This window comes from Streptomyces turgidiscabies Car8 (assembly GCF_000331005.1).
GTDB lineage: Bacteria > Actinomycetota > Actinomycetes > Streptomycetales > Streptomycetaceae > Streptomyces > Streptomyces turgidiscabies.
Window position 1 is genome coordinate 16,792 of record NZ_AEJB01000257.1, and the last position, 18,344, is coordinate 35,135.

At 72.2% G+C, this 18,344-nt stretch carries 9 protein-coding genes; 2 read left to right on the plus strand and 7 right to left on the minus strand.

Going from position 1 to position 18,344, the window contains the following annotated elements; translation table 11 throughout:
• The first annotated feature begins 253 nt into the window (after window positions 1-253).
• Window positions 254-4,129 (plus strand): Pls/PosA family non-ribosomal peptide synthetase, encoded by a 3,876-nt coding sequence (locus tag STRTUCAR8_RS16670; RefSeq protein WP_006377000.1) that lies wholly within the window; start codon window positions 254-256, stop codon window positions 4,127-4,129.
• A gap of 93 nt (window positions 4,130-4,222) precedes the next feature.
• Complete coding sequence (locus tag STRTUCAR8_RS16675; RefSeq protein ID WP_006376970.1) at window positions 4,223-5,617, plus strand: M1 family metallopeptidase; 1,395 nt, start codon at window positions 4,223-4,225, stop codon at window positions 5,615-5,617.
• Window positions 5,618-5,724: 107 nt separating this feature from the next.
• On the opposite strand, the gene STRTUCAR8_RS16680 is transcribed toward STRTUCAR8_RS16675, so the two are convergent.
• The 7 genes from STRTUCAR8_RS16680 to STRTUCAR8_RS16710 all read right to left on the minus strand — a co-directional run bounded on the left by STRTUCAR8_RS16680 (window position 5,725) and on the right by STRTUCAR8_RS16710 (window position 18,327).
• A complete protein-coding gene (locus tag STRTUCAR8_RS16680) occupies window positions 5,725-6,606 on the minus strand; it encodes a peptidoglycan-binding protein (RefSeq protein WP_006377002.1) in 882 nt (293 codons plus the stop codon).
• The gene (locus STRTUCAR8_RS16685; RefSeq protein WP_006376976.1) at window positions 6,606-8,177 is read right to left on the minus strand and encodes a DUF6519 domain-containing protein; all 1,572 of its coding nucleotides are present in this window, start codon (window positions 8,175-8,177) and stop codon (window positions 6,606-6,608) included. The genes STRTUCAR8_RS16680 and STRTUCAR8_RS16685 overlap by 1 nt, the downstream gene beginning before the upstream one ends.
• Window positions 8,178-8,266: 89 nt before the next feature.
• On the minus strand, window positions 8,267-10,444 hold the full coding sequence (locus tag STRTUCAR8_RS16690) for a hypothetical protein (protein WP_044472325.1): 2,178 nt from the start codon (window positions 10,442-10,444) through the stop codon (window positions 8,267-8,269).
• Window positions 10,444-14,367 carry a putative baseplate assembly protein gene (locus STRTUCAR8_RS16695; RefSeq protein WP_006376999.1) on the minus strand — a complete coding sequence of 1,308 codons (3,924 nt, stop codon included), beginning with the start codon at window positions 14,365-14,367 and terminating at the stop codon, window positions 10,444-10,446. The genes STRTUCAR8_RS16690 and STRTUCAR8_RS16695 overlap by 1 nt, the downstream gene beginning before the upstream one ends.
• Window positions 14,364-17,585 carry a putative baseplate assembly protein gene (locus tag STRTUCAR8_RS16700; RefSeq protein WP_044472326.1) on the minus strand — a complete coding sequence of 1,074 codons (3,222 nt, stop codon included), beginning with the start codon at window positions 17,583-17,585 and terminating at the stop codon, window positions 14,364-14,366. The genes STRTUCAR8_RS16695 and STRTUCAR8_RS16700 overlap by 4 nt, the downstream gene beginning before the upstream one ends.
• The gene (locus tag STRTUCAR8_RS16705) at window positions 17,582-17,992 is read right to left on the minus strand and encodes a GPW/gp25 family protein (RefSeq protein WP_006376989.1); all 411 of its coding nucleotides are present in this window, start codon (window positions 17,990-17,992) and stop codon (window positions 17,582-17,584) included. Before STRTUCAR8_RS16705 ends, STRTUCAR8_RS16700 begins: the two co-directional genes overlap by 4 nt.
• Window positions 17,989-18,327, minus strand: a complete 339-nt coding sequence (locus STRTUCAR8_RS16710) for a hypothetical protein (protein WP_006377008.1) — start codon at window positions 18,325-18,327, stop codon at window positions 17,989-17,991. Before STRTUCAR8_RS16710 ends, STRTUCAR8_RS16705 begins: the two co-directional genes overlap by 4 nt.
• Between the last annotated feature and the right edge of the window lie 17 nt (window positions 18,328-18,344).

Genomic DNA, 18,344 nt, shown 5'->3' on the forward strand with positions numbered 1-18,344 from the left:
TGTGTGGGCGATATCTCGTCCGGCCGGGTGACCGACGAAGATCACCAGGTCAGGACGTCGGACCCGGCGTCGGAGCCGCCGCCGTGTCCCCCGTACAGCGCTCCCACCAGGCAGGCGCACTGGCGCGAGCCTAGTCTCGTACTAAAATTTCCGGCTTGTTACGGAACGGAGCTGGAGCCGGACAACCCCAGGCAGACCTGCGGGCCCTCGCCAGCGCCCCGGAGGTCTCCGGGAACGAGACGCGAGGACCCTGATGGCAGCCCTGCACGAGAGCAGTGCTCTCGGTCTGCTCGAGGACGAGATCCGCGAGCGGTTCGGCGACACAGCACGTTTCTCCGCGGGGCCCGCCGCCTCGCCGCGCACCCTCGTCGACGTGTTCGACGCCACCGTACGTTCGTACCCGAACGAGCCCGCCCTCGACGACGGCACCACCGCGCTCACCTACCGGGCGCTGGCCGTCGAGGTCGAGGCCGTACGGCGCCGGCTGAGCGCCGCCGGAGTCGGTCTCGGGGACCGTGTCGGGGTCCGGGTGCCGTCCGGCACCAACGAGCTGTACGTCGCCGTCCTGGCCGTGCTCGCCGCCGGTGCCGCCTACGTTCCGGTGGACGCCGAGGACCCGGACGAGCGGGCCGAGCTGGTGTTCGGCGAGGCCGACGTACGGGCCGTTGTCGGCGCCCGGTACGAGATCACCGTTCCCGGCGCCCGCAGTGAGCTGCCCGCGCGGCGGCCCGGGGTCGAGAACGACGCCTGGATCATCTTCACCTCCGGCTCCACCGGGAAGCCCAAGGGCGTCGCCGTCAGCCATCGCAGCGCCGCCGCCTTCGTGGACGCCGAGGCCGCGCTGTTCCTCACCGACGACCCCGTGGGGCCCGGCGACCGGGTCATGGCGGGCCTCTCCGTGGCCTTCGACGCCTCCTGCGAGGAGATGTGGCTGGCCTGGCGCTACGGGGCCTGTCTGGTGCCCGTACCGCGCTCCCAGGTCCGTAGCGGCGCCGATCTGGGGCCCTGGCTGGTCGAGCAGGAGATCTCCGTCGTCTCCACCGTGCCCACGCTGGCCGCGCTGTGGGAGCCCGAGACCCTCAACGACGTACGGCTGCTGATCTTCGGCGGGGAGGCCTGCCCGCCCGAGCTGGTGCAGCGGCTGGTGACGGAGGGGCGCGAGGTGTGGAACACCTACGGGCCCACCGAGGCCACCGTCGTCGCCTGCGCCTCCCTGATGACCGGCGAGGAGCCGATCCGGATCGGGCTGCCCCTGAACGGCTGGGAGCTGGCCGTCGTCGACGAGGCCGGGGAGCCCGTCGCCATGGGCGGCAGCGGCCAGCTGGTCATCGGTGGTGTCGGACTCGCGCGGTATCTCGACGCCGAGAAGGACGCCGAGAAGTACGCGCCGCTCGAATCCCTCGGCTGGGAGCGCGCCTACCGCAGTGGTGACCTCGTCAAGGCCGAACCCGAGGGGCTGATCTTCCTCGGGCGGGCCGACGAGCAGATCAAGCTGGGCGGGCGCCGGATCGAGCTGGGCGAGGTCGACTCGGCGCTCCAGGCACTGCCCGGTGTCGCCGGTGCCGCGGCCGCCGTACGGACCGCCCGCAGCGGCAACCAGCTGCTCGTCGGCTATGTCGTGACGCAGGACGGCTGGGACCAGGCGGCGGCCGTGGAGCGGCTGCGGGCCGAGCTGCCCGCCGCCCTGGTGCCGCTGCTCGCGCCGGTCGCCGACCTGCCGACGCGCACCTCCGGCAAGGTCGACCGCAACGCCCTGCCCTGGCCGCTGGAGGGTATGGAGACCGGCCCCGCCGCCCAGCTGTACGGCACCGAGGCCTGGGTCGCCGAGCAGTGGAGCGAGGTCCTCGGCATCCCCGTGGGCAGCGCGGACGACGACTTCTTCGCGATCGGCGGCAGCAGTCTCGGCGCCGCCCAGCTGACCACACGCCTGCGGACGCGCTACCCGAGCGCGGCCGTCCTCGACATCTACCAGCAGCCCGTGCTGCGCAAGCTCGCCCGGCACCTGGAGGAGTCCGCGCAGGACGACACCAGCGGACGGGTCATCGCGCCGGTCCCCCTGCGCGCCAAGGCCGTACAGCTGCTGCTCCTCGTCCCGCTGTTCACGCTGATGGGGCTCCGGTGGGCGGTCGCGCTGGCCGCCGCCGGGAACGTCCTGCACTGGTTCGGGGCGTATCCGTGGGCGCCGGCGACCTCGTGGTGGGCGGTGGCCGTCGGCGCCGCCGTGCTGTTCTCCCCGCCCGGGCGGCTCGCGCTGGCGGCCGGTGGGGCGCGGCTGCTGCTGCGCGGTGTGAAGCCCGGGCGGTATCCGCGCGGTGGCAGTGTGCATCTGCGGCTGTGGACCGCCGAGCGACTCGCCGAGTTCAGCGGGGCGACCTCGCTGACCGGTGCGTGGCTGGAGCGGTACGCGCGGGCGCTGGGCGGCAAGGTCGGCGCCGACGTCGATCTCCACTCGCTGCCTCCGGTCACCGGCATGCTCAAGCTGGGGCGCGGTGCGGCCGTCGAGTCCGAGGTCGACCTGTCGGGGCACTGGCTCGACGGGGACCGGCTGGAGATCGGGCAGGTCAAGGTGGGTGCCGGCGCTGTCGTCGGGACGCGCAGCCTGCTCTTCCCTGGGGCGCGGGTCGGCAAGCGGGCCGAGGTGGCGCCGGGTTCGGCGGTCGTCGGGACGGTGCCGACCGGGCAGCGCTGGGCCGGGGCGCCGGCCGTCAAGCTCGGCAAGGCCAAGCGGAACTGGCCCAAGGAGCGTCCGCAGCGCGGGCGCGCCTGGCGGGCCATGTACGGCATCACCGGGTTCGCGCTCACCGCGCTGCCGGTACTGGCGGGCGCGGTCGCGCTGCTGGTCACGGGCCTGTTCGTCGACCCGGACGCCGGGCTCAGGACCGCTCTGCGGGGCATCGCGCTCGCGCTGGTGCCGGCCACACTGGCGTTCGGTCTCGCGTACGCGCTGATGCTGCTGATCGCCGTACGGCTGCTGAGTCTGGGTCTGCGCGAGGGTACGCATCCCACGCACAGCCGGATCGGCTGGCAGGCCTGGACGGTCACCCAGCTCATGGACCGCTCCCGCGAGACGCTGTTCCCGCTGTACGCCGGGCTGATCACGCCGGTGTGGCTGCGGCTGCTGGGGATGCGGATCGGGCGTGGCGCCGAGGTGTCGACCGTGCTGGCGCTGCCGAGCCTGACGACCGTCGGCGAGGGCGCCTTCCTGGCCGACGACACACTGACCGCGCCGTACGAGCTCGGCGGTGGCTGGCTGCGGATCGGGCGGGCCGAGATCGGGCGGCGGGCCTTCCTGGGCAACTCCGGGATGACCGCGCCGGGCCGGTCGGTGCCCGACGGTGGCCTGGTCGGGGTCCTCTCGGCCACCCCGAAGAAGGCCAAGAAGGGCAGCTCCTACCTGGGCCTGCCGCCCATGAAGCTGCCCCGGTCGGCGAGCGGCGGCGACCAGAGCCGTACGTACGATCCCCCGGCGCGTCTGCTGTGGGCGCGGGCGCTGGTGGAGCTGTTCCGGATCGTGCCGGTGTTCTGCTCGGCGGGGCTCGCGGTGCTGACGGTGGCCGCGTTCAGTGTGCTGGGGGGATGGTTCTGGCTGGTGGGCGGGCTGGTCCTGCTCGCTGTCGGGGCGCTCGCGTGCCTCCTGTCCATCGTCGCCAAGTGGGTGCTCGTGGGGCGCCACCGCGCCGGTGAGCATCCGCTGTGGAGCGGGTTCGTGTGGCGCAACGAGCTGGCGGACACCTTCGTCGAGGTCGTCGCCGTGCCGTGGCTGGCGGGTTCCGTGCCTGGTACGCCCGTGCTGTCGGCGTGGCTGCGGGGGCTCGGCGCGCACATCGGAAAGGGGGTCTGGGTGGAGAGCTACTGGCTGCCCGAGACCGACCTGGTGACCCTGGAGGACGCGGCCACCGTGAACCGCGGATGCGTGCTCCAGACACACCTCTTCCACGACCGGATCTTGCGGACGGATACTGTGGTCCTCCGTGAGGGCGCGACGCTGGGTCCTGGCGGGATCGTCCTGCCCGGCTCAACGGTCGGGGCCCGGTCCACTCTGGGTCCCGCGTCGCTGGTCATGGCGGCGGAGTCCGTTCCCGACGACACCCGCTGGCTGGGCAACCCGATCGAGTCATGGCGTTCCTGAAAGCGGTGGGCGCGGCTCGTCCGGGTACCCGGAGCGGGGGTGGGTTCATCTCCGGCACCACGTTCGAGCACATCGCAGGGAGCAGACTCAGCAGTGAGCGTTCAGCAGACAGTGGGTTCGGACCCGTACTTTCCGGCGAACGGTGACGCCCGTTACCGGGTGCACCGGTACGAACTCGCGCTGGACTACCGCCCCGGCCCCAACCGGCTCGCGGGCACGGCCCGTATCAACGCCATAGCGGGCCGGTCACCGCTCGCCGAATTCCAGCTGAACCTGGGCGACTTCAAGATCGGCCGGGTACGGGTGGACGGCAAGGCCGCCCACTACACGCACCGGGGCGGCCGGCTGCGCATCCGCCCCGCGAAGCCGCTGCGGACCGGGGCCGCGTTCACCGTCGAGGTGCACTGGGCGGGCAATCCCAAGCCGGTGAACAGCCCCTGGGGCGAGATCGGCTGGGAGGAGCTGGAGGACGGGGCGCTGGTGGCGAGCCAGCCGGTGGGGGCTCCCTCCTGGTACCCGTGCAACGACCGGCCCGCCGACAAGGCGTCCTACCAGATCTCGATCACCACACCCTCGGCGTACTCGGTGGTGGCGGGCGGACGGCTGCTGACCCGGACGACCAGGGCATCCACCACTACCTGGGTGTACGAGCAGTCCGCGCCGACCTCGAGCTATCTCGTCGGGCTGTCCATCGGGAAGTACCAGACCGTGCTGCTAGGTGACCCGGGGCTGGGCGGTGTGCCCCAACACGGGCATATTCCGGCCGAGTTGCTTCCCGAGTTCTCCCGGGACTTCGCGCGCCAGCCCGCCATGATGGAGCTGTTCCAGGAGCTGTTCGGGCCGTATCCGTTCGGCGAGTACGCGGTCGTGGTGACCGAGGAGGAACTCGATGTGCCCGTCGAGGCACAGGGGTTGTCGCTGTTCGGCGCCAACCATGTGGACGGGGCCCGGAGTTCGGAACGGCTCGTCGCACACGAGCTGGCCCACCAGTGGTTCGGCAACAGTGTGTCCATCGCGGACTGGCGGCACATCTGGCTGAACGAGGGGTTCGCCAAGTACGCGGAGTGGTTGTGGTCGGAGCGGTCGGGTGGGCGCAGCGCGCAGCAACTCGCCGCGGTGGCCCACCGGTTGCTGGCCGGGCGGCCACAGGATCTGCGGCTCGCGGATCCCGGGCGGAAGTTGATGTTCGACGACCGGTTGTATCAGCGGGGTGGGCTCACCGTGCATGCGGTGCGGTGTGCTTTGGGGGACGAGGCGTTCTTCCGGATGTTGCGGGGGTGGGCGGGGCTGCATCGGGGTGGGTCGGTGAGTACGGCTACGTTCACGGCGTATGTGGCTCGGTTCGCTGCGGAGCCGTTGGACGAGTTGTTTGCCGCGTGGCTTCATGAAGGTGCGTTGCCCGCGTTGCCCTCGCAGGGGGCGTCGGCGGCGGGGGGAGGGCCGCGGGTGCCAGCGCGGCCCTCTTATCCGCCGTCTTCCAGTGCGTAGGGGGGTCCGTGCGGGTGCGTTGTGGCTGGTCGCGCACACGCGGCGGAGCCGCACAACGTCACAGCCCCGCGCCCCTATCGGGCGCGACACCTCACCGTGTCTGAAAATCAGCTGGCCGGCACCTTTAGTTTGTCCCAGCTTGTTTTGCCTGGGATTCCGTCGGCGTCCTTGCCCTTGTAGTTGAGTTTGTGTTGCCAGGCCGTGTAGGACTTGCGGTCGGCCTCGGTCCATTCTGGGCCGGGGCCCTTCTCGTAGCGGCCGCAGCCCTCGGCCACCAGGCGCAGGCCCATCGCGGTGATCAGCGGGGACTTCTGGCCGGCGTGGAAGAAGCCGGCTCCGGGGAACGGCACGTAGGACGGCCTGGGCGGGGTCGGGGTGGGGTCGGGGTCCTTGCCGCCGCCTGCCAGGCGTTCGCGGATACGGGCCCGCATGCTGTCCATGGTGAAGCCGCGCGGGTCCACCTTGCCGGGCTGCCACTCCTTGTGGCCGATGACCGAACGCTCGCTCCAGCCGTGGTGGCGGCAGATCGCGGCGGACACCTTCTCGATGGCCTCCTTCTGCGCCTCGGGCCAGGGGTCCGTGCCGTTGCCGAGGTTGATGCACTCGAAGCCGTAGAAGTGGCGGTTGCCGTCCGTGTCGGCCTCGTTGTCGACGGGCAGCCTCGACTCGTTGATCACGGCTCTCAGGACGTCGTTGTCGCCGAGCCCCGCGTGGTTGGCGCGGCCGTTGCCGACGAGGTGGATGTGGCCCTGTTTGTCGATGACACCGTGGCAGAGGGGGCCGGGCAGGTTGGTGTAGCCGTCGTAGCAGAGGTCGACGGAGGAGTCCGTGCCGGAGGTGACGGTGTGGTGGATCATCACGCCGTTGACCGGGCCCCAGGGGCCTTTCGCGTTGCGGTTGTGGGTGCGCCAGCTGCGGACCTCGTGGACCGTCAGGCCCTCCGCGCGCAGGATCTCCAGCAGCTTGGACGCGCCGATCGGGTTCGCCATTACTTGTCTCCGTCCACGGCTGCCTCCGCTTTCGCGGTCGTCTGGGACCTCCCGTGGGAGGGATCGGCGTCTGCCGCCTGTTCTTCCCGGCTGGCCTGTGCCTCCGCCGCGAGGGCCGCCTCGTCGGCCGCCGGGACACTGCTCGCCGCCCGCCCGAAGGCGCGGCGGAGGTCCACCGTGCTGCCCTCGCCCCTGACCAGGGCCAGCGGGGCGTAGGAGCGGACGATGCCCGCGGGTGCCTGGAGGAGGGAGCGGCGGGCCCGGTCCACCGGCCATTCGACGCTGCCGGTGGCGGTGCGGGCGGCGATGAGCCAGTGGTCGCCGGTCGCGTAGGTGGCGCCCTTGGCGAAGTAGACCTCGACACCGTCCTCCAGGGGCAGCCACTCCCCCTCCGTTACCGGTACGGCTCCATTACGGAGGGCTGTCGTACGGCCCTTGCGCTTCGTGCCCTCGTGGTGGTCCCAACGGCGCAGGAACGGGTTCAGCTCCGGCAGGCGGCCCACGCCGGGCTCCGGCTCGGCGGAGAGACGGACCCGGCGGCCGGGAAGGTCCAGTTCCTCGACCCGGAGCAAGGGCAGGGCTTCGAGGCGGGAGGAGTACGCGCTGTCGGTGAACTCGACGCGGTCGCCGACGTCCAGGTCGAGCTTGTCGTCGTACCCGAGGGACGCCAACCGCACCCACGTACCGTCGAGTTCGTCGACCGGGAAGACGACTGAGCCGTTCTCGCGGGACCACTTGAAGCCGGCGTCCTTGGCCTCGCCCCCGTCGTGGATCTCGACGCGGTAGAGCTGGTTCTCGGGGCCCCGGTAGCGGGCGTCGGGCCTGACGAGGCAGGGGTCCTCGTCGGCGTGGTCGGGGCGTTCGCTGCGGGCGGCGAGACGGGCCGTCGGTGTGGACTGCTTCAGCGCCCAGCGGTCGAATGCGTCGCTGACCGCCTCCTTCGACGGCTCGGACTCCTCGATGTCCAGCGCGGCCAGCGAGAGCGGCAGCACCTGCCAGACGACCTTGACGCGGGCGGCCGTGTCGGGCAGGGCGGTGCCGAGGGCGACCTCCCGCAGCGCCGGGTCCTCGGCGGCCGTCACCGACCGCTCCCACACCTTCAGGTAGACGAGGAACGGCGACTGGGCGGGCGAGGGCAGCCGGTCGCCGGGGATCTCGGGGTCGCGGAAGCCGTCGGGCTGGTCCCAGTAGGTCCAGTACGCGGGCGGCCGGGTGCTGTCGGGCGCCTGGTCCGGGGTGTCCTGGGTGTCCTCGTCGTCCAGCGGTACGGGGATGCCGGGGGCCGCGCGGTCGGCGTCGAGGAGGATGCCGTTGACGTAGTACCGGCCGCCGTGGATGTACAGGGTGTCGATGTCGTGCCTGCCGCCGACGTACTCGATGCGGAAGCCGGCCGAGTCGCGCGGTCCGCCGTGCGGTCCGATCAGGTCGGCGGCGAGTGTACGGGCCTGGTGGAGCTGGATCGCCGCCTGCTCGTTGGCGTCGGCGTCGAGTTGGACGCGGCCCTGCTGGGCGATGACCGACGAGTAGTGGCGCTCTGGGCGGAAGGTGAGTCGGGAGAGGTCGGCGTGCATGGAAGGGGTCCCCCAGGTTCGGAAGTGAGAAGTAGGCGGATTCGAGGGGTCGTTGACGGGTGCGGGGCCGAGGCGGCCCGGGGCGTCGCTCAGGTCACGAAGAAAATCCCCGCGTCCGTTCCGGCAGGCGTGTACTCCGCGAGCCGGGCACGCAGACCGTCCTCGCGCTGCGGGCGGTACAGGTCGTGGAAGGCGCCCAGTTCGGCGCCGTCGTCAGCGCCTCGCCGGATCTCCTGGGCGGACCGGTCGGCCAACTGGCCGTACCAGGGCGTCCCGTAGCGCTGGGACACGAACAACGGCCGCACGCGGGCCGCCTGTTCGGGTCCGACCAGGTCCGGCTGGCAACGGTGGCGCCGCGGGGTACGGGATCCGGTGGGGACGTACGAGTAGCGCAGCCCCCCGATGCCGCGCCGGGCGACGTGCAGCCGGCCGGTGAAGACCGAGTTCTCGGCGACACGTACGGCGTGGGTGTGGATCTCGCCGATGACGGTGGTGCGGTGGAGGTGCAGGACGGCGTGCGCGTGGCGGCAGTCGGGGGCGGACAGGGCCTCGCGGTCGTCGTCGGTGGCGTCCAGAATGCTGTCGCGGAGGTGGATGTCGAGGGGGTCCTCGCTGACCTCGTCGCCGATGACCTCGATGGTGCCGAGGACGCTGTGCTCGATCTGCAGGCAGGCGGTGGTGCGTTCGAGGACGATGCTCGGTTCGTCCGGCGAGTGCGGGTCGCACTCCGGTTCGAGCGACCAGCCGGGGACGAGCGTGCAGTGCCGTAGGACGACCGCGCCCATCGGGCCGGTGACGTTGATGCCACGGCCCGCGACAAGGAGCCCGTCGAGGGTGATCCCTGGGCGTTCGTGCGGGGCGCAGTCGTCCGCGACGGCACGGATGTTGAGGGCGTCGGGCCGGTTGCTGTACCAGTCGAGGAGGCGGATCACCGGGCGGGTGCCTTCGGCGGCGCGCAGTTCGAGGCGGTCGCCGGGGTCGAGGTCGAAGTCCAGCTGCTCCTGGTAGGCGCCGCTGTGGGTGATCTCGATGATGCCCTCGGGCCCGCTGCGGTCGGCCCGGCGGTCGTGCTGCCAGGCACGGTAGGCGTCCATGATCTGGCGGTACGGCTGTCCGGGGCCCACCCGGTAGAAGTCGGCGTCGGGGCGGGCCTCGCGGTCGGCCCGCTCGTACTCGCCGCCTCCCATGTCGGCGCCGGACGCGTAGTGGTGGTCGACCCAGACGCCCTGCCGGGGTGCGGAGCGGGCGCCGAACGCGATCCGGCCCAGCTCGGGGTCCACGGCGACCTGGCCGCGCTTGGGCCGGTAGCGCCAGTCGGACAGGTCGGTGACCACGAGGTCGGACGGGGGTACGGGTTTGTCCTCGCCGTCGCGCCGGATGACGAAGCTCTTGCCGGGGCCGTAGTAGTCGGTGAGGCGGTCGTGGAGCAGACGGCGGGTGATGAAGGCGGGCACGTTGTCGACGGCGGCCAGGTGTGTGGGGGACGGTTCGGGGACCGGCTTGGTGACCAGGGGGCTGTCGTTGCCGAGGATCGAGAAGGTGTAGAGGTTGCGGGCCCGGTCCACGCAGTACGCCGGGGAGCGGGTCAGTGCGTACGCCTTCAGCCGCCAGACGAAGAGAGCGACTCCGGCGGGGGTCCAACCCCCTTGCCTGCGGCGCGAGTTGGCGCCGCGTACGTCGACCGTACGGGCCGCCGTGCCGAACGGGCCGCCGGCGAGGGCGAGCGCGGAACTGTTCCTGAGGTCCAGGAGCCGGCCTCTTCCGGTGTCCCGGTGGAGCTTGACCGACTGGTTGTGGGCGACCAGGCGCGACAGCTCGACAGCTCGCGCGGGCCAGTCGGCGACCTGTTCGGCGATCTCCTCCAGGAGGTGCAGGGTGCCTTTGCGGCGGCGGTTGGCGACGGTGGCCGCCACGTCGGCGCGCGGGGCTATCGCCTCGGCGAGCGCGGCCCGGCCCCCGTCGTGCAGGCCCGTGGTGAGGACGCGTTCGTAGCCGGGGAGGGTGCGGTAACCGACCAGGTCACCGAGGTACGGCAGCACCCAGGGGGCCGCCGTCTCGACGAACAGATCCTCGTAGCCCTGCTCCACGCCGTCGCGCACCCGGTCGAGTTGCTCGGCGATCACCGCGAGCAGCGCGCGCAGCGGTTCGCCCTCCTCGGCGTCGCGCAGGAGGTGCCAGCGGGGCAGAAGGGCGGCGAGGCCGTCGGGCTCCCGGGCGGCTCCCTGGGCCGCGGTCTCGAACTGGACGTCCATCGGGTTCGCGGCCATCACTTGACCTCCGTGAGTATCAGGGTGTCCGCGGCGCGCGGGGACAGCAGGGCGAGCTGGGCGGGGCGGATGCCGCGGAAGACGTACACCGTCCGGCCCTTGGCGAGGCGCCGGGTGTCGGTGATGTCGGGGTTGAGGCGCAGGAGTTCGGCGAGCGGGACGCCGTGCCGGGCGCAGACCGACGACAGGGTCTCGCCGTCCACGTTCCGTACCGTGTGGGTCCTCTCGTCGTACCTCGCCGGGTGGGCCGGCACCGAGGGCCTCGGCGTGCCCGGGTGGGCGAGCAGCTCGGTGAGCTGGTCGGGGGTGGCGGAGGCGGGGACTCCGGTGAAGACGTCGACGTCGATGTAGTCGACGCCGGGCACGGTGTGGGCCGTGGCGAGGACCTCGGACAGCCGCGCCGGGCGGGCCAACTCCCGCCCCTCATAGCCGAGTCGGCGCAACAGTGCCTGACGCAGGCGTGGCTCGACGAGTTCCCAGGAGTGGTCGGGGGCGACCTTGACCCTGGCCGCGACGAGGAGGAGGACGAGTTCACGGACGTCGACGCGGACGGCGAGGCCCGAGTCGCCGTACTCGGTGAGCGCGCCACGCAGGGCACGCAGAATCTCCGCGTCGTCGGCGATCGGGATGTCGTCCGTGCCCGCGACCGTGACGTGCAGGAGTCTCCGCCGTCCGTCGAAGAGTTCGCGTGCGGTGGCCCGTCCGACGCCGGCACGGGAGCGGGCGAAGTCCTCGTAGTCGGTCGCGGAGACCAGCCGGTCCAGGGCGGACACGGCGAGCGGGATGGTACGGCGGGTCAGGCCTGGCCCGTCCGCGTCCGAACCGCCGGTCGCGGGGCGGGGGTTGGTGACCTGACTGACACCCAGCGGGCGGGTGAGGGGCTGGGTGATCCGGTGGGCGGCGGTGTTGGCGGCCTTGCCGGTGCCGAAGCGGTAGCGGGCGCGGACGTTCTCGTGGCCGGTGGGCAGCCGCGCGCCGTTGACTCCGTCGCCGAAGGTCACCGTCGTACGGCCGTCTGAGGTGGTGCCGGTGATGTGGACGCGTTCGCGCGGTCCGCGTCCGGCGAGGCTGTCGACCTCGTGCCAGCGCAGACCGTCGACGCGGATCTCCAGCACGGGCGTCGCGCCCAGGGGGTTGTCGTCGGCGAGCCAGGTGAGCGGCGACTGCCAGAGCGCGAAGGTCTGGTTGACGCGGTCCGAGTCGCCGCTGCCGATGGCCTCGTCGCGCCCTTCTCCGTGCGTCGCCTCGACGACGTTGCCGAGGATGCTGACACTCTCCCGGCGGTAGCGGTGGGTGAGGTCGGCGGTCAGGGTGAGCCGGGTGTGGACGTGGTCGCCGGGGAGCCGGGGGTCGACGGCCGGGTCGGCGGCGGCGAGGGTGACGACCTCGGTGGCCCGGACGCCGGTCGCGCCGGGAATGTCGGTGCGCTCGCCGGTGACGATCAGGGTGCGGCCCGCGCGCAACCCGTCGTAGAGCTGGGCGAGTTCGATCTCGTTGCCGTGCACGTCCTCGCCGAGCGGCTCGTCGGCCAGGTGCAGGGCTTCCCCGGCCGCGTGGACGGTGGTGTCCCGGATGTGCGAGAGCAGGACGTCGAACTCGTCCAACCAGGGGTCGGCGAGGGTCAGTTCGGTTCCTCGGCCGGTGATGCCGTAGTTGGTGTAGGCGGCCGTGCGGGTGGCGACGACCTGTGTGGTGACGAAGGCGAGTTTCGGGTCGCCGGGGACTCCGCCCTGAACTCCCTTGGCGGGGCGCTGGATCGCGACCCAGCTGCCGACGGTGATGCCGGTGTGCACGGTGTCGAGCTGGAGGAGACGGTGGTTGACGGGCTGTGGCTTGCTCGCGATGACCACTTCTACGTTGGGCTCGGTGGAGCCCAGCGTGTAGCGCAGGCTCACCTCGTACTCCCCGTGGGTGAACTGCTCGCTGACGCCCGGCCGGAGGGAGATCTCCTGGCTGGTGCCGTTGTGGATGGAGACTTTCACCAGTCCCTCGTCGTCGGCCCGCGACACGAACACCGTGCGCTCCGGCAGTCCCGAGTGCAGCCGGGCGGTGACGCCGGGCTCCTGGGCGTCCTGGCCCGCGCGGACGGAGAGGTCGACCTGTCCGGTGCCCAGCGGGAAGGTGACGAACTGCGGCACGGGGAGGTTCTCGGCCCGCTGGTCGGAACTGCTGCCCTCGACGTACTGGAACTCGGCCCTGACCGGGACCTTGCCCGCCGTGTCGTAGACGACGCGCGTGCTCGTGAGCGCGGCGCCCGTGAGCGGCCAGTCGGCGGTACGGATGACGCGGCCCCGGTCGTCCTGGACGGGCTTGAGCGGGGCGGTGGCACCGAAGGGGGCCGTGGTGACACGCAGCGCGAGCAGTTCCCGCAGAAGCTGCGGCGCACCGGGGACGGCGGCCGCCGCCGTGCGCCACGCCGGATAGAGACTCCCGAGTCCGGGATGAAGAGCGGAAAGCAGCCGAGCGGCGTCCCCACCGACCCGCTGAACACGAGCACCACCGACGGCAGCGGGCGCCGCCCCCCGGAGACCGGGCAGAACAGCGGCCAGAGCCTCAAAAGCAGCGGCACGCGGATCACCCTCCAGGGGCGCGGGGAACTGCGCGCCCAGCCCCAACGGCGCAGCACCCGCCAAACCACCTACACCGGCACCCCCTTCCGCGCTCTGCACCGGCGCCAACCCAACCGCACGCGAACCGCCCTCCAGGGGCGCGGGGAACTGCGCGCCCAGCCCCAACGGCGCAGCACCCGCCAAACCACCTACACCGGCACCCCCTTCCGCGCTCTGCACCGGCGCCAACTCAAGTGCACGCGAACCGAGTTCACCCAGCACCGCCTCCAACTGCTCGAACCACGCCGCCACGTCCCCCCACGGAGTGGCCAGCACCTGCGCCTCACCAAGGCGGTCGACGGGCTCGGCAAGCCGCGCAGCGAGCTGCTCCGGGGTCTTCATGCCCCCCAGGTCGGTACGGAGCGGGGCGAGAACCTGGTCGTCGAAGTCCTCGATCAGCCGGCTCACCGGGCGCGGGTTGGGCACCTCCGGCGTCGGCGGTTCCTCGCCGGGCTCGCCGGGGCTCGCGGGCTCCGCGATCCAGCGGCGGACCTCGTCGACGAGCTCCTTCAACGTGGCCGGCGCCGACGAGGGCAGGGAGATCGCCGTGATGTCGTCGTCGCGGTCGACGCGTGTCTTCGCGACGGGCAGCAACAGGCGTGCGCCGTCCGCCTGTTCACCGAAGACGAAGAGCAACTGCTCACCCGTGCGCAGGGAGTTCGCGGTGCCTTCGACGAAGATCTCGGAGCGGGACTCCAGGTCCTGCGGAGTGAGCAGGGAAGGCCGCCGACGGCGGACCTTCAGCTCGTTCCAGTCCCAGCGGGCCGTCAGGTCACGGCTCGTCTCGAAGGTCTGCGACTGCTCGTCGGCGGAGGCGGGCACGCTGTTGCTGCGCGCCCCGCGAGGTATCAGCACGGGCAACGACTCGGCGCGCGGGTCGCGTTCGAGGGTGTACGCGAGATGGGTGGAGGCGGCGACGCCTGGGCGCGGCCGGTGACCGACCAGCCGACCGAGGAGGACGAGTGAGCGGTGCTCGTCGGCCGTACGCACGTAGGCCTCGTCGGCGATCCGCTCGGAGTGGAAGGTGAGGAGGTCACCGAGGACGGCGGTGGCGTCGAGCAGGCCGATCGCCGGGTCGTCCGGGGTGCGGACGGTGAGGCCGCCGAGGGCCCGGTACGCGGGCGAGGCGAGCCGGTCGAGAAGGGCGGCCAGGAAGCCGCCGTACTCGTCGACGCGGTAGTCGAGGGCGGTGCGGCCGGGCGGATTGTGGAGCGGGGCCGGGGCGAGGCGCTCGTCGTGGCCGGCGCGGCAGGCGCCGCCGCAGGTGCAGTCGTCGGCGAAGTCGGCGGCCGGGTGGGTCGTGTCGGTGGTCATCGGGCACCTCCAAGAGGCGTCAGGGATATCGCCAGGAGGCCGTTCTCCGGCCGGTCCGGGTCGTTGTCACAGGTGGCGATCTCCAGCGGGCCGAGTCGGAGCACGCCGTCCTCCCTCTCTCCTCGGTCCTGCTCGAACAGCCGCCGCAGCCTGGTGACCTGGACGCCTTCCACGCCGGGTACGGCGGCGGCGACGGCGACCAGCCTGCTGAGCCGGACCGGCTCGCCGAAGGTCAGGGCGTCAGGGTGGAAGAACCCGAGCCGTCCGTCGGGCAGTCGGCCGGTGCCCAGGACGCGGTACAACTCGGCGAGGATCTGCCCGTGCTGGTGACCCGGCGCTGCGCACACGGTCAGGGCGAGGTCCAGCGGTACGTGCCGGGCGGGGCCGACGACGAGGTCGTGTCCGATGCGCCGGTACGCCTCCAGCGCCTGGGCGACCGACGCGAGCAGTTCGGGCGGGGGTGCGCCGGTCCCGTACGCGTCGATCGCCAGGTGGGCTTCCTGGGTACTGCCGGTCCAGCGGATCTCGGCGGCGGCGCGCTGGACACCGGGGAGGGCGGTGGCGAGGTCCGCGTAGTCGTCGGCGGTGACCGCGCGGAGTCGGGTGCGGCGCAGGTCGAGGGGGGCCAACTGGCGTACCAGCTCGACGGATTCGGCCTCGGTGCCACCGACAGCGGGCAGCGGGTTGCGGACGACGGCGACAGGCGGCGGGCACTCCCCCGGCGCGTCCTGTTGGTTGACGGCCTGTTGGTTGACGGCCTGACGATTGACTGCCTGTCGGTTGACGCCCTGGTGGCTGACGACCAGATGGTTGATGGCCTCGGCTCCCACGTTGCCCGCGCTGCCGCCACCGAGGCGGTAGCGGGCGGCAAGCCGGGTTCCCGGGACGGGCCGGGCGCCGTGCCTGCCGTCGCCGAAGCGGAGCGCGAGCCGTCCGTCGTCCTCCAGTTCGCCGACGAAGTGCCGGTCGCGGGGACCGCTGCCCAGCAGGTCCCGGCGCGGCCACCAGCTGTTGTCGCCGTCCTCCAGACGTACGGCGGGCAGGGCGCGGCGCGGGTCCTGGGTGAGGGCGGCGGTCGCGGAGCCGCGCAGTACGGGTTCGTCGGGGTGGAGTCCGGCCGCGTACTCCGGGCCCCAACTGTGCGCGATCTCCCAGGCGATGTGCCCGTCGAGGACGGCCCCGGCGCGGGCCCGCGCTGTGAGGATCTCGACGCGGCGCAGCTTGCCGTCGAGCAACTCGTCGTTCCGGTGAAGGAGTTCCCGCAGGGCGCGCACGGGATGGAGGCGGAGTTCGAAACGCTCCAGCACCTTCAGGCCGTACACGACGGCGAGTTCGGCGATCTCCTCGTCCGCGAGCCCGTCGCGGTCACGGGCGCTGCGCCACAGTTCGACGAGGCGCTGCCGTACCCGTCCGGGGATGGCGGCGATCCGCTCGGCCTGTCCGGCGGAGACGGTCATCGGGTCGGGGAACGGCACCGCCTGGGCGATCGGGGCCCGTCCGAGGACCGGCCGGAAGCGGGGTGCGATGCCGGGGTAGGCGGACTGGGCGAGCAGGGTGCGCAGGGCGGTGGCCTGGGCGTACGCGGTGCCGGGCACGACACGCTCGTGGCGCTGTCCGGCACGTTCGAGGCCGAGTCCTGCGCGGGTGGTGGCGGCTTCGCCGAGTACGTCGAACAGCTCGCGGATGTCGTCGGCCGTAAGCGCCTGCCCGCTTTCCGCCCTGTCCGCGAGGGAGTTGACGAGTCGTGCGGGCGGGTTGCCTTCGGTGCGGTCGGAGCAGCCGAAGGCTGGAGGGTCGCAGGGGGCGACGACGGCGGGTACGGGCGGCGCGGTGAACGTCTCGGGCAGTCCGTCTCCGGGCAGGGAGCGGCCGTGGTCGACGAGGACCACGTTTCCCCGGGCCAGGGTCACGTCCTCGACGGGCAGGCAGTCGCGTCCGGCGCGGGCGGTCAGGAAGAGCGGGAAGCGGAGGGCGTCCTCGGCCGCCCAGGTGACCTCCAGGACCGGTTGGTCCTCGATCCGGTCGAGGGCGGGGGTGACGGAGGTGAGGCGAACGGCCTGCCGGTGGGCGGGGTCGGCGTCGCCACGGGTGCCGGTGCGCGGGCCCTTGACCTCCTCCAGAATCAGCAAGTCACCTGGCCTGAGGTCGAGTTGACGGTCGCGGCAGGTCTCGGGGTCCAGCCACTCGTCCCGCAGGGTGGCGGCGGTGGCGCCCTTCGGGAGGACGCACACCTCGCCGGCCCAGGTCCACAGCCGGATCGCGTTGTGGGCGACCCGCAGCTCCAACGGGTCGGCGACGAGGACCGGTTCGAAGACCTCCACCGAGCCGCGCTCGTCAAGGTCGGCGAGGTCGCGGTCGTCGACGACGGTGCCGGGCTCGGGCCTGTCGTGCGGGTCGAGGCTGCGGACGTCCACGGAGGCGAAGCGGAAGGTGCCCGGGGCGAGTGTGTGGTCACCGGCGGTCTCGACGGTGACGTACGCCCGGGCCGTGCAGCCGTCGTGCATCGCGTAGTCGATGAGCCGGACGTGCCGGCGTACGGAGACGCGGCGGCGGGCGGTGTCGAGGTAGGCCTCGGTGGCGACCGCGTCCTGCTGGTGGCTGATCTGGTCGCCGGTGTACGCGAGGAGTTCGACGAGGGCCACGCCCAGGTCGGCGGGGTTGCGTTCGGCCCGGTCGGGGGTGGTGAGCGCGAGCCGGTCGAGGAGGAGCTTGCGGATGGTGTCGTAGTCGCGGGCGGTGTAGTCGACGACGGGTGCGGCCGGAAAGGCGTGCTCCGCACCCCTGTACGGCTCGTCTTCCATGCTGTCGAAGGGCGTTGGGCGGTCGGGCCGGAAGGAGAAGAGAGCACTGTGATAGCGCTGGTCGAAGCCCCGGTAGGGCTGGGTCCCCGGGCGGTCGTACGGGTCGGTCTCGACGACGGAGAGGCGGTAGCGGGAGGTGTCGCCGGCCTTGTCGAGGGTGACGTACAGCCGGTCGTCGAGTTCCGGGTCCTCCTCCCGCTCGACGCTCACGTCGACGGCGGTGATGCCGGTGACCCGTCGGCCGCCGTCGACGCGGATGTTCTCGGGGCACAGCCCGTGGGGCGCCTTGCCGAGGAAGGTGACGGTGAGCAGCAGCCCGTCGTCATCGACCTCCACGGCGTCGACTCCGTTGAGTTGGGCGGCCCTCACCTTGGTGCGCCGGGGAACGGCGACGCTGTGACTTCGGTCCGTGCTCATACGGCCCGCCCTTCGAAGACGTCGTCGCGTCGGGTGCCGGTGGCGCGGACGACGTACGAGAGATGCACGCGTACGACGTTGTCCTCGCCGAACACGTCGAGGGCCAGCACGTCGATGAGGTCGCCGAGCCAGCGCTGCAGCGCGGCCTGCACGGAGAGTTCGAGCGTGCTGATCAGTTCCGGGCTGCTCGGCGCGAAGACGAGTTCGAGGAGTCCGCAGCCGAAGTCGGGGCGCATCACGCGCTCGCCGGGGCTGGTGAAGAGGAGTTGCTCGACCAGGTCGTGGACGTGCTCGGCGTGACGGGCGTGCGCGGTGCGGCCACGCCGGTCGGCGCGGAACGGGAACGCGATGTCGCTGCGCGGGCTTGTCGACATGCTGGTGGCGCCGGGGCGGGTCGGGCGGCTCATCGGACGGTGACCTTTCGCTGCGCGGCCTGGACGACGGGCGGTCCCTGTGGGACGAGGCCCGACGTGAAGCACTGGGCCGCGGAGGTGTCGAGCAGCGCGGGTGCGCCGTCGACCAGAACGCCGGTGTCGGCGGCGGTCCATCGGACCGAGACACAGGGCGTGGGCACACCGTCGACGGTGTGCGGGCAGCCGGTGACGACGGTGTGGGCGTGCGCGGCCGTGACGGCGACGGCGCCCGCGACCCGTACGCCGCCGGTGGGTGTGGAGGCGGCGCTGACACGACCGCCGTGCGGGCAGCCGATCACGGCGCTCGCATCGAGCAGACTCCCGGACACTTCTTCGTCCCCCGTCT

Coding starts and splice junctions, on each gene's coding strand:
- STRTUCAR8_RS16670 (WP_006377000.1), top strand. CDS start 254: ATGGCAGCCCTGCACGAGAGCAGTGCTCTCGGTCTGCTCGAGGACGAG.
- STRTUCAR8_RS16680 (WP_006377002.1), bottom strand. CDS start 6,606: ATGGCGAACCCGATCGGCGCGTCCAAGCTGCTGGAGATCCTGCGCGCG.
- STRTUCAR8_RS16685 (WP_006376976.1), bottom strand. CDS start 8,177: ATGCACGCCGACCTCTCCCGACTCACCTTCCGCCCAGAGCGCCACTAC.
- STRTUCAR8_RS16690 (WP_044472325.1), bottom strand. CDS start 10,444: ATGGCCGCGAACCCGATGGACGTCCAGTTCGAGACCGCGGCCCAGGGA.
- STRTUCAR8_RS16695 (WP_006376999.1), bottom strand. CDS start 14,367: ATGACCACCGACACGACCCACCCGGCCGCCGACTTCGCCGACGACTGC.
- STRTUCAR8_RS16700 (WP_044472326.1), bottom strand. CDS start 17,585: ATGAGCACGGACCGAAGTCACAGCGTCGCCGTTCCCCGGCGCACCAAG.
- STRTUCAR8_RS16705 (WP_006376989.1), bottom strand. CDS start 17,992: ATGAGCCGCCCGACCCGCCCCGGCGCCACCAGCATGTCGACAAGCCCG.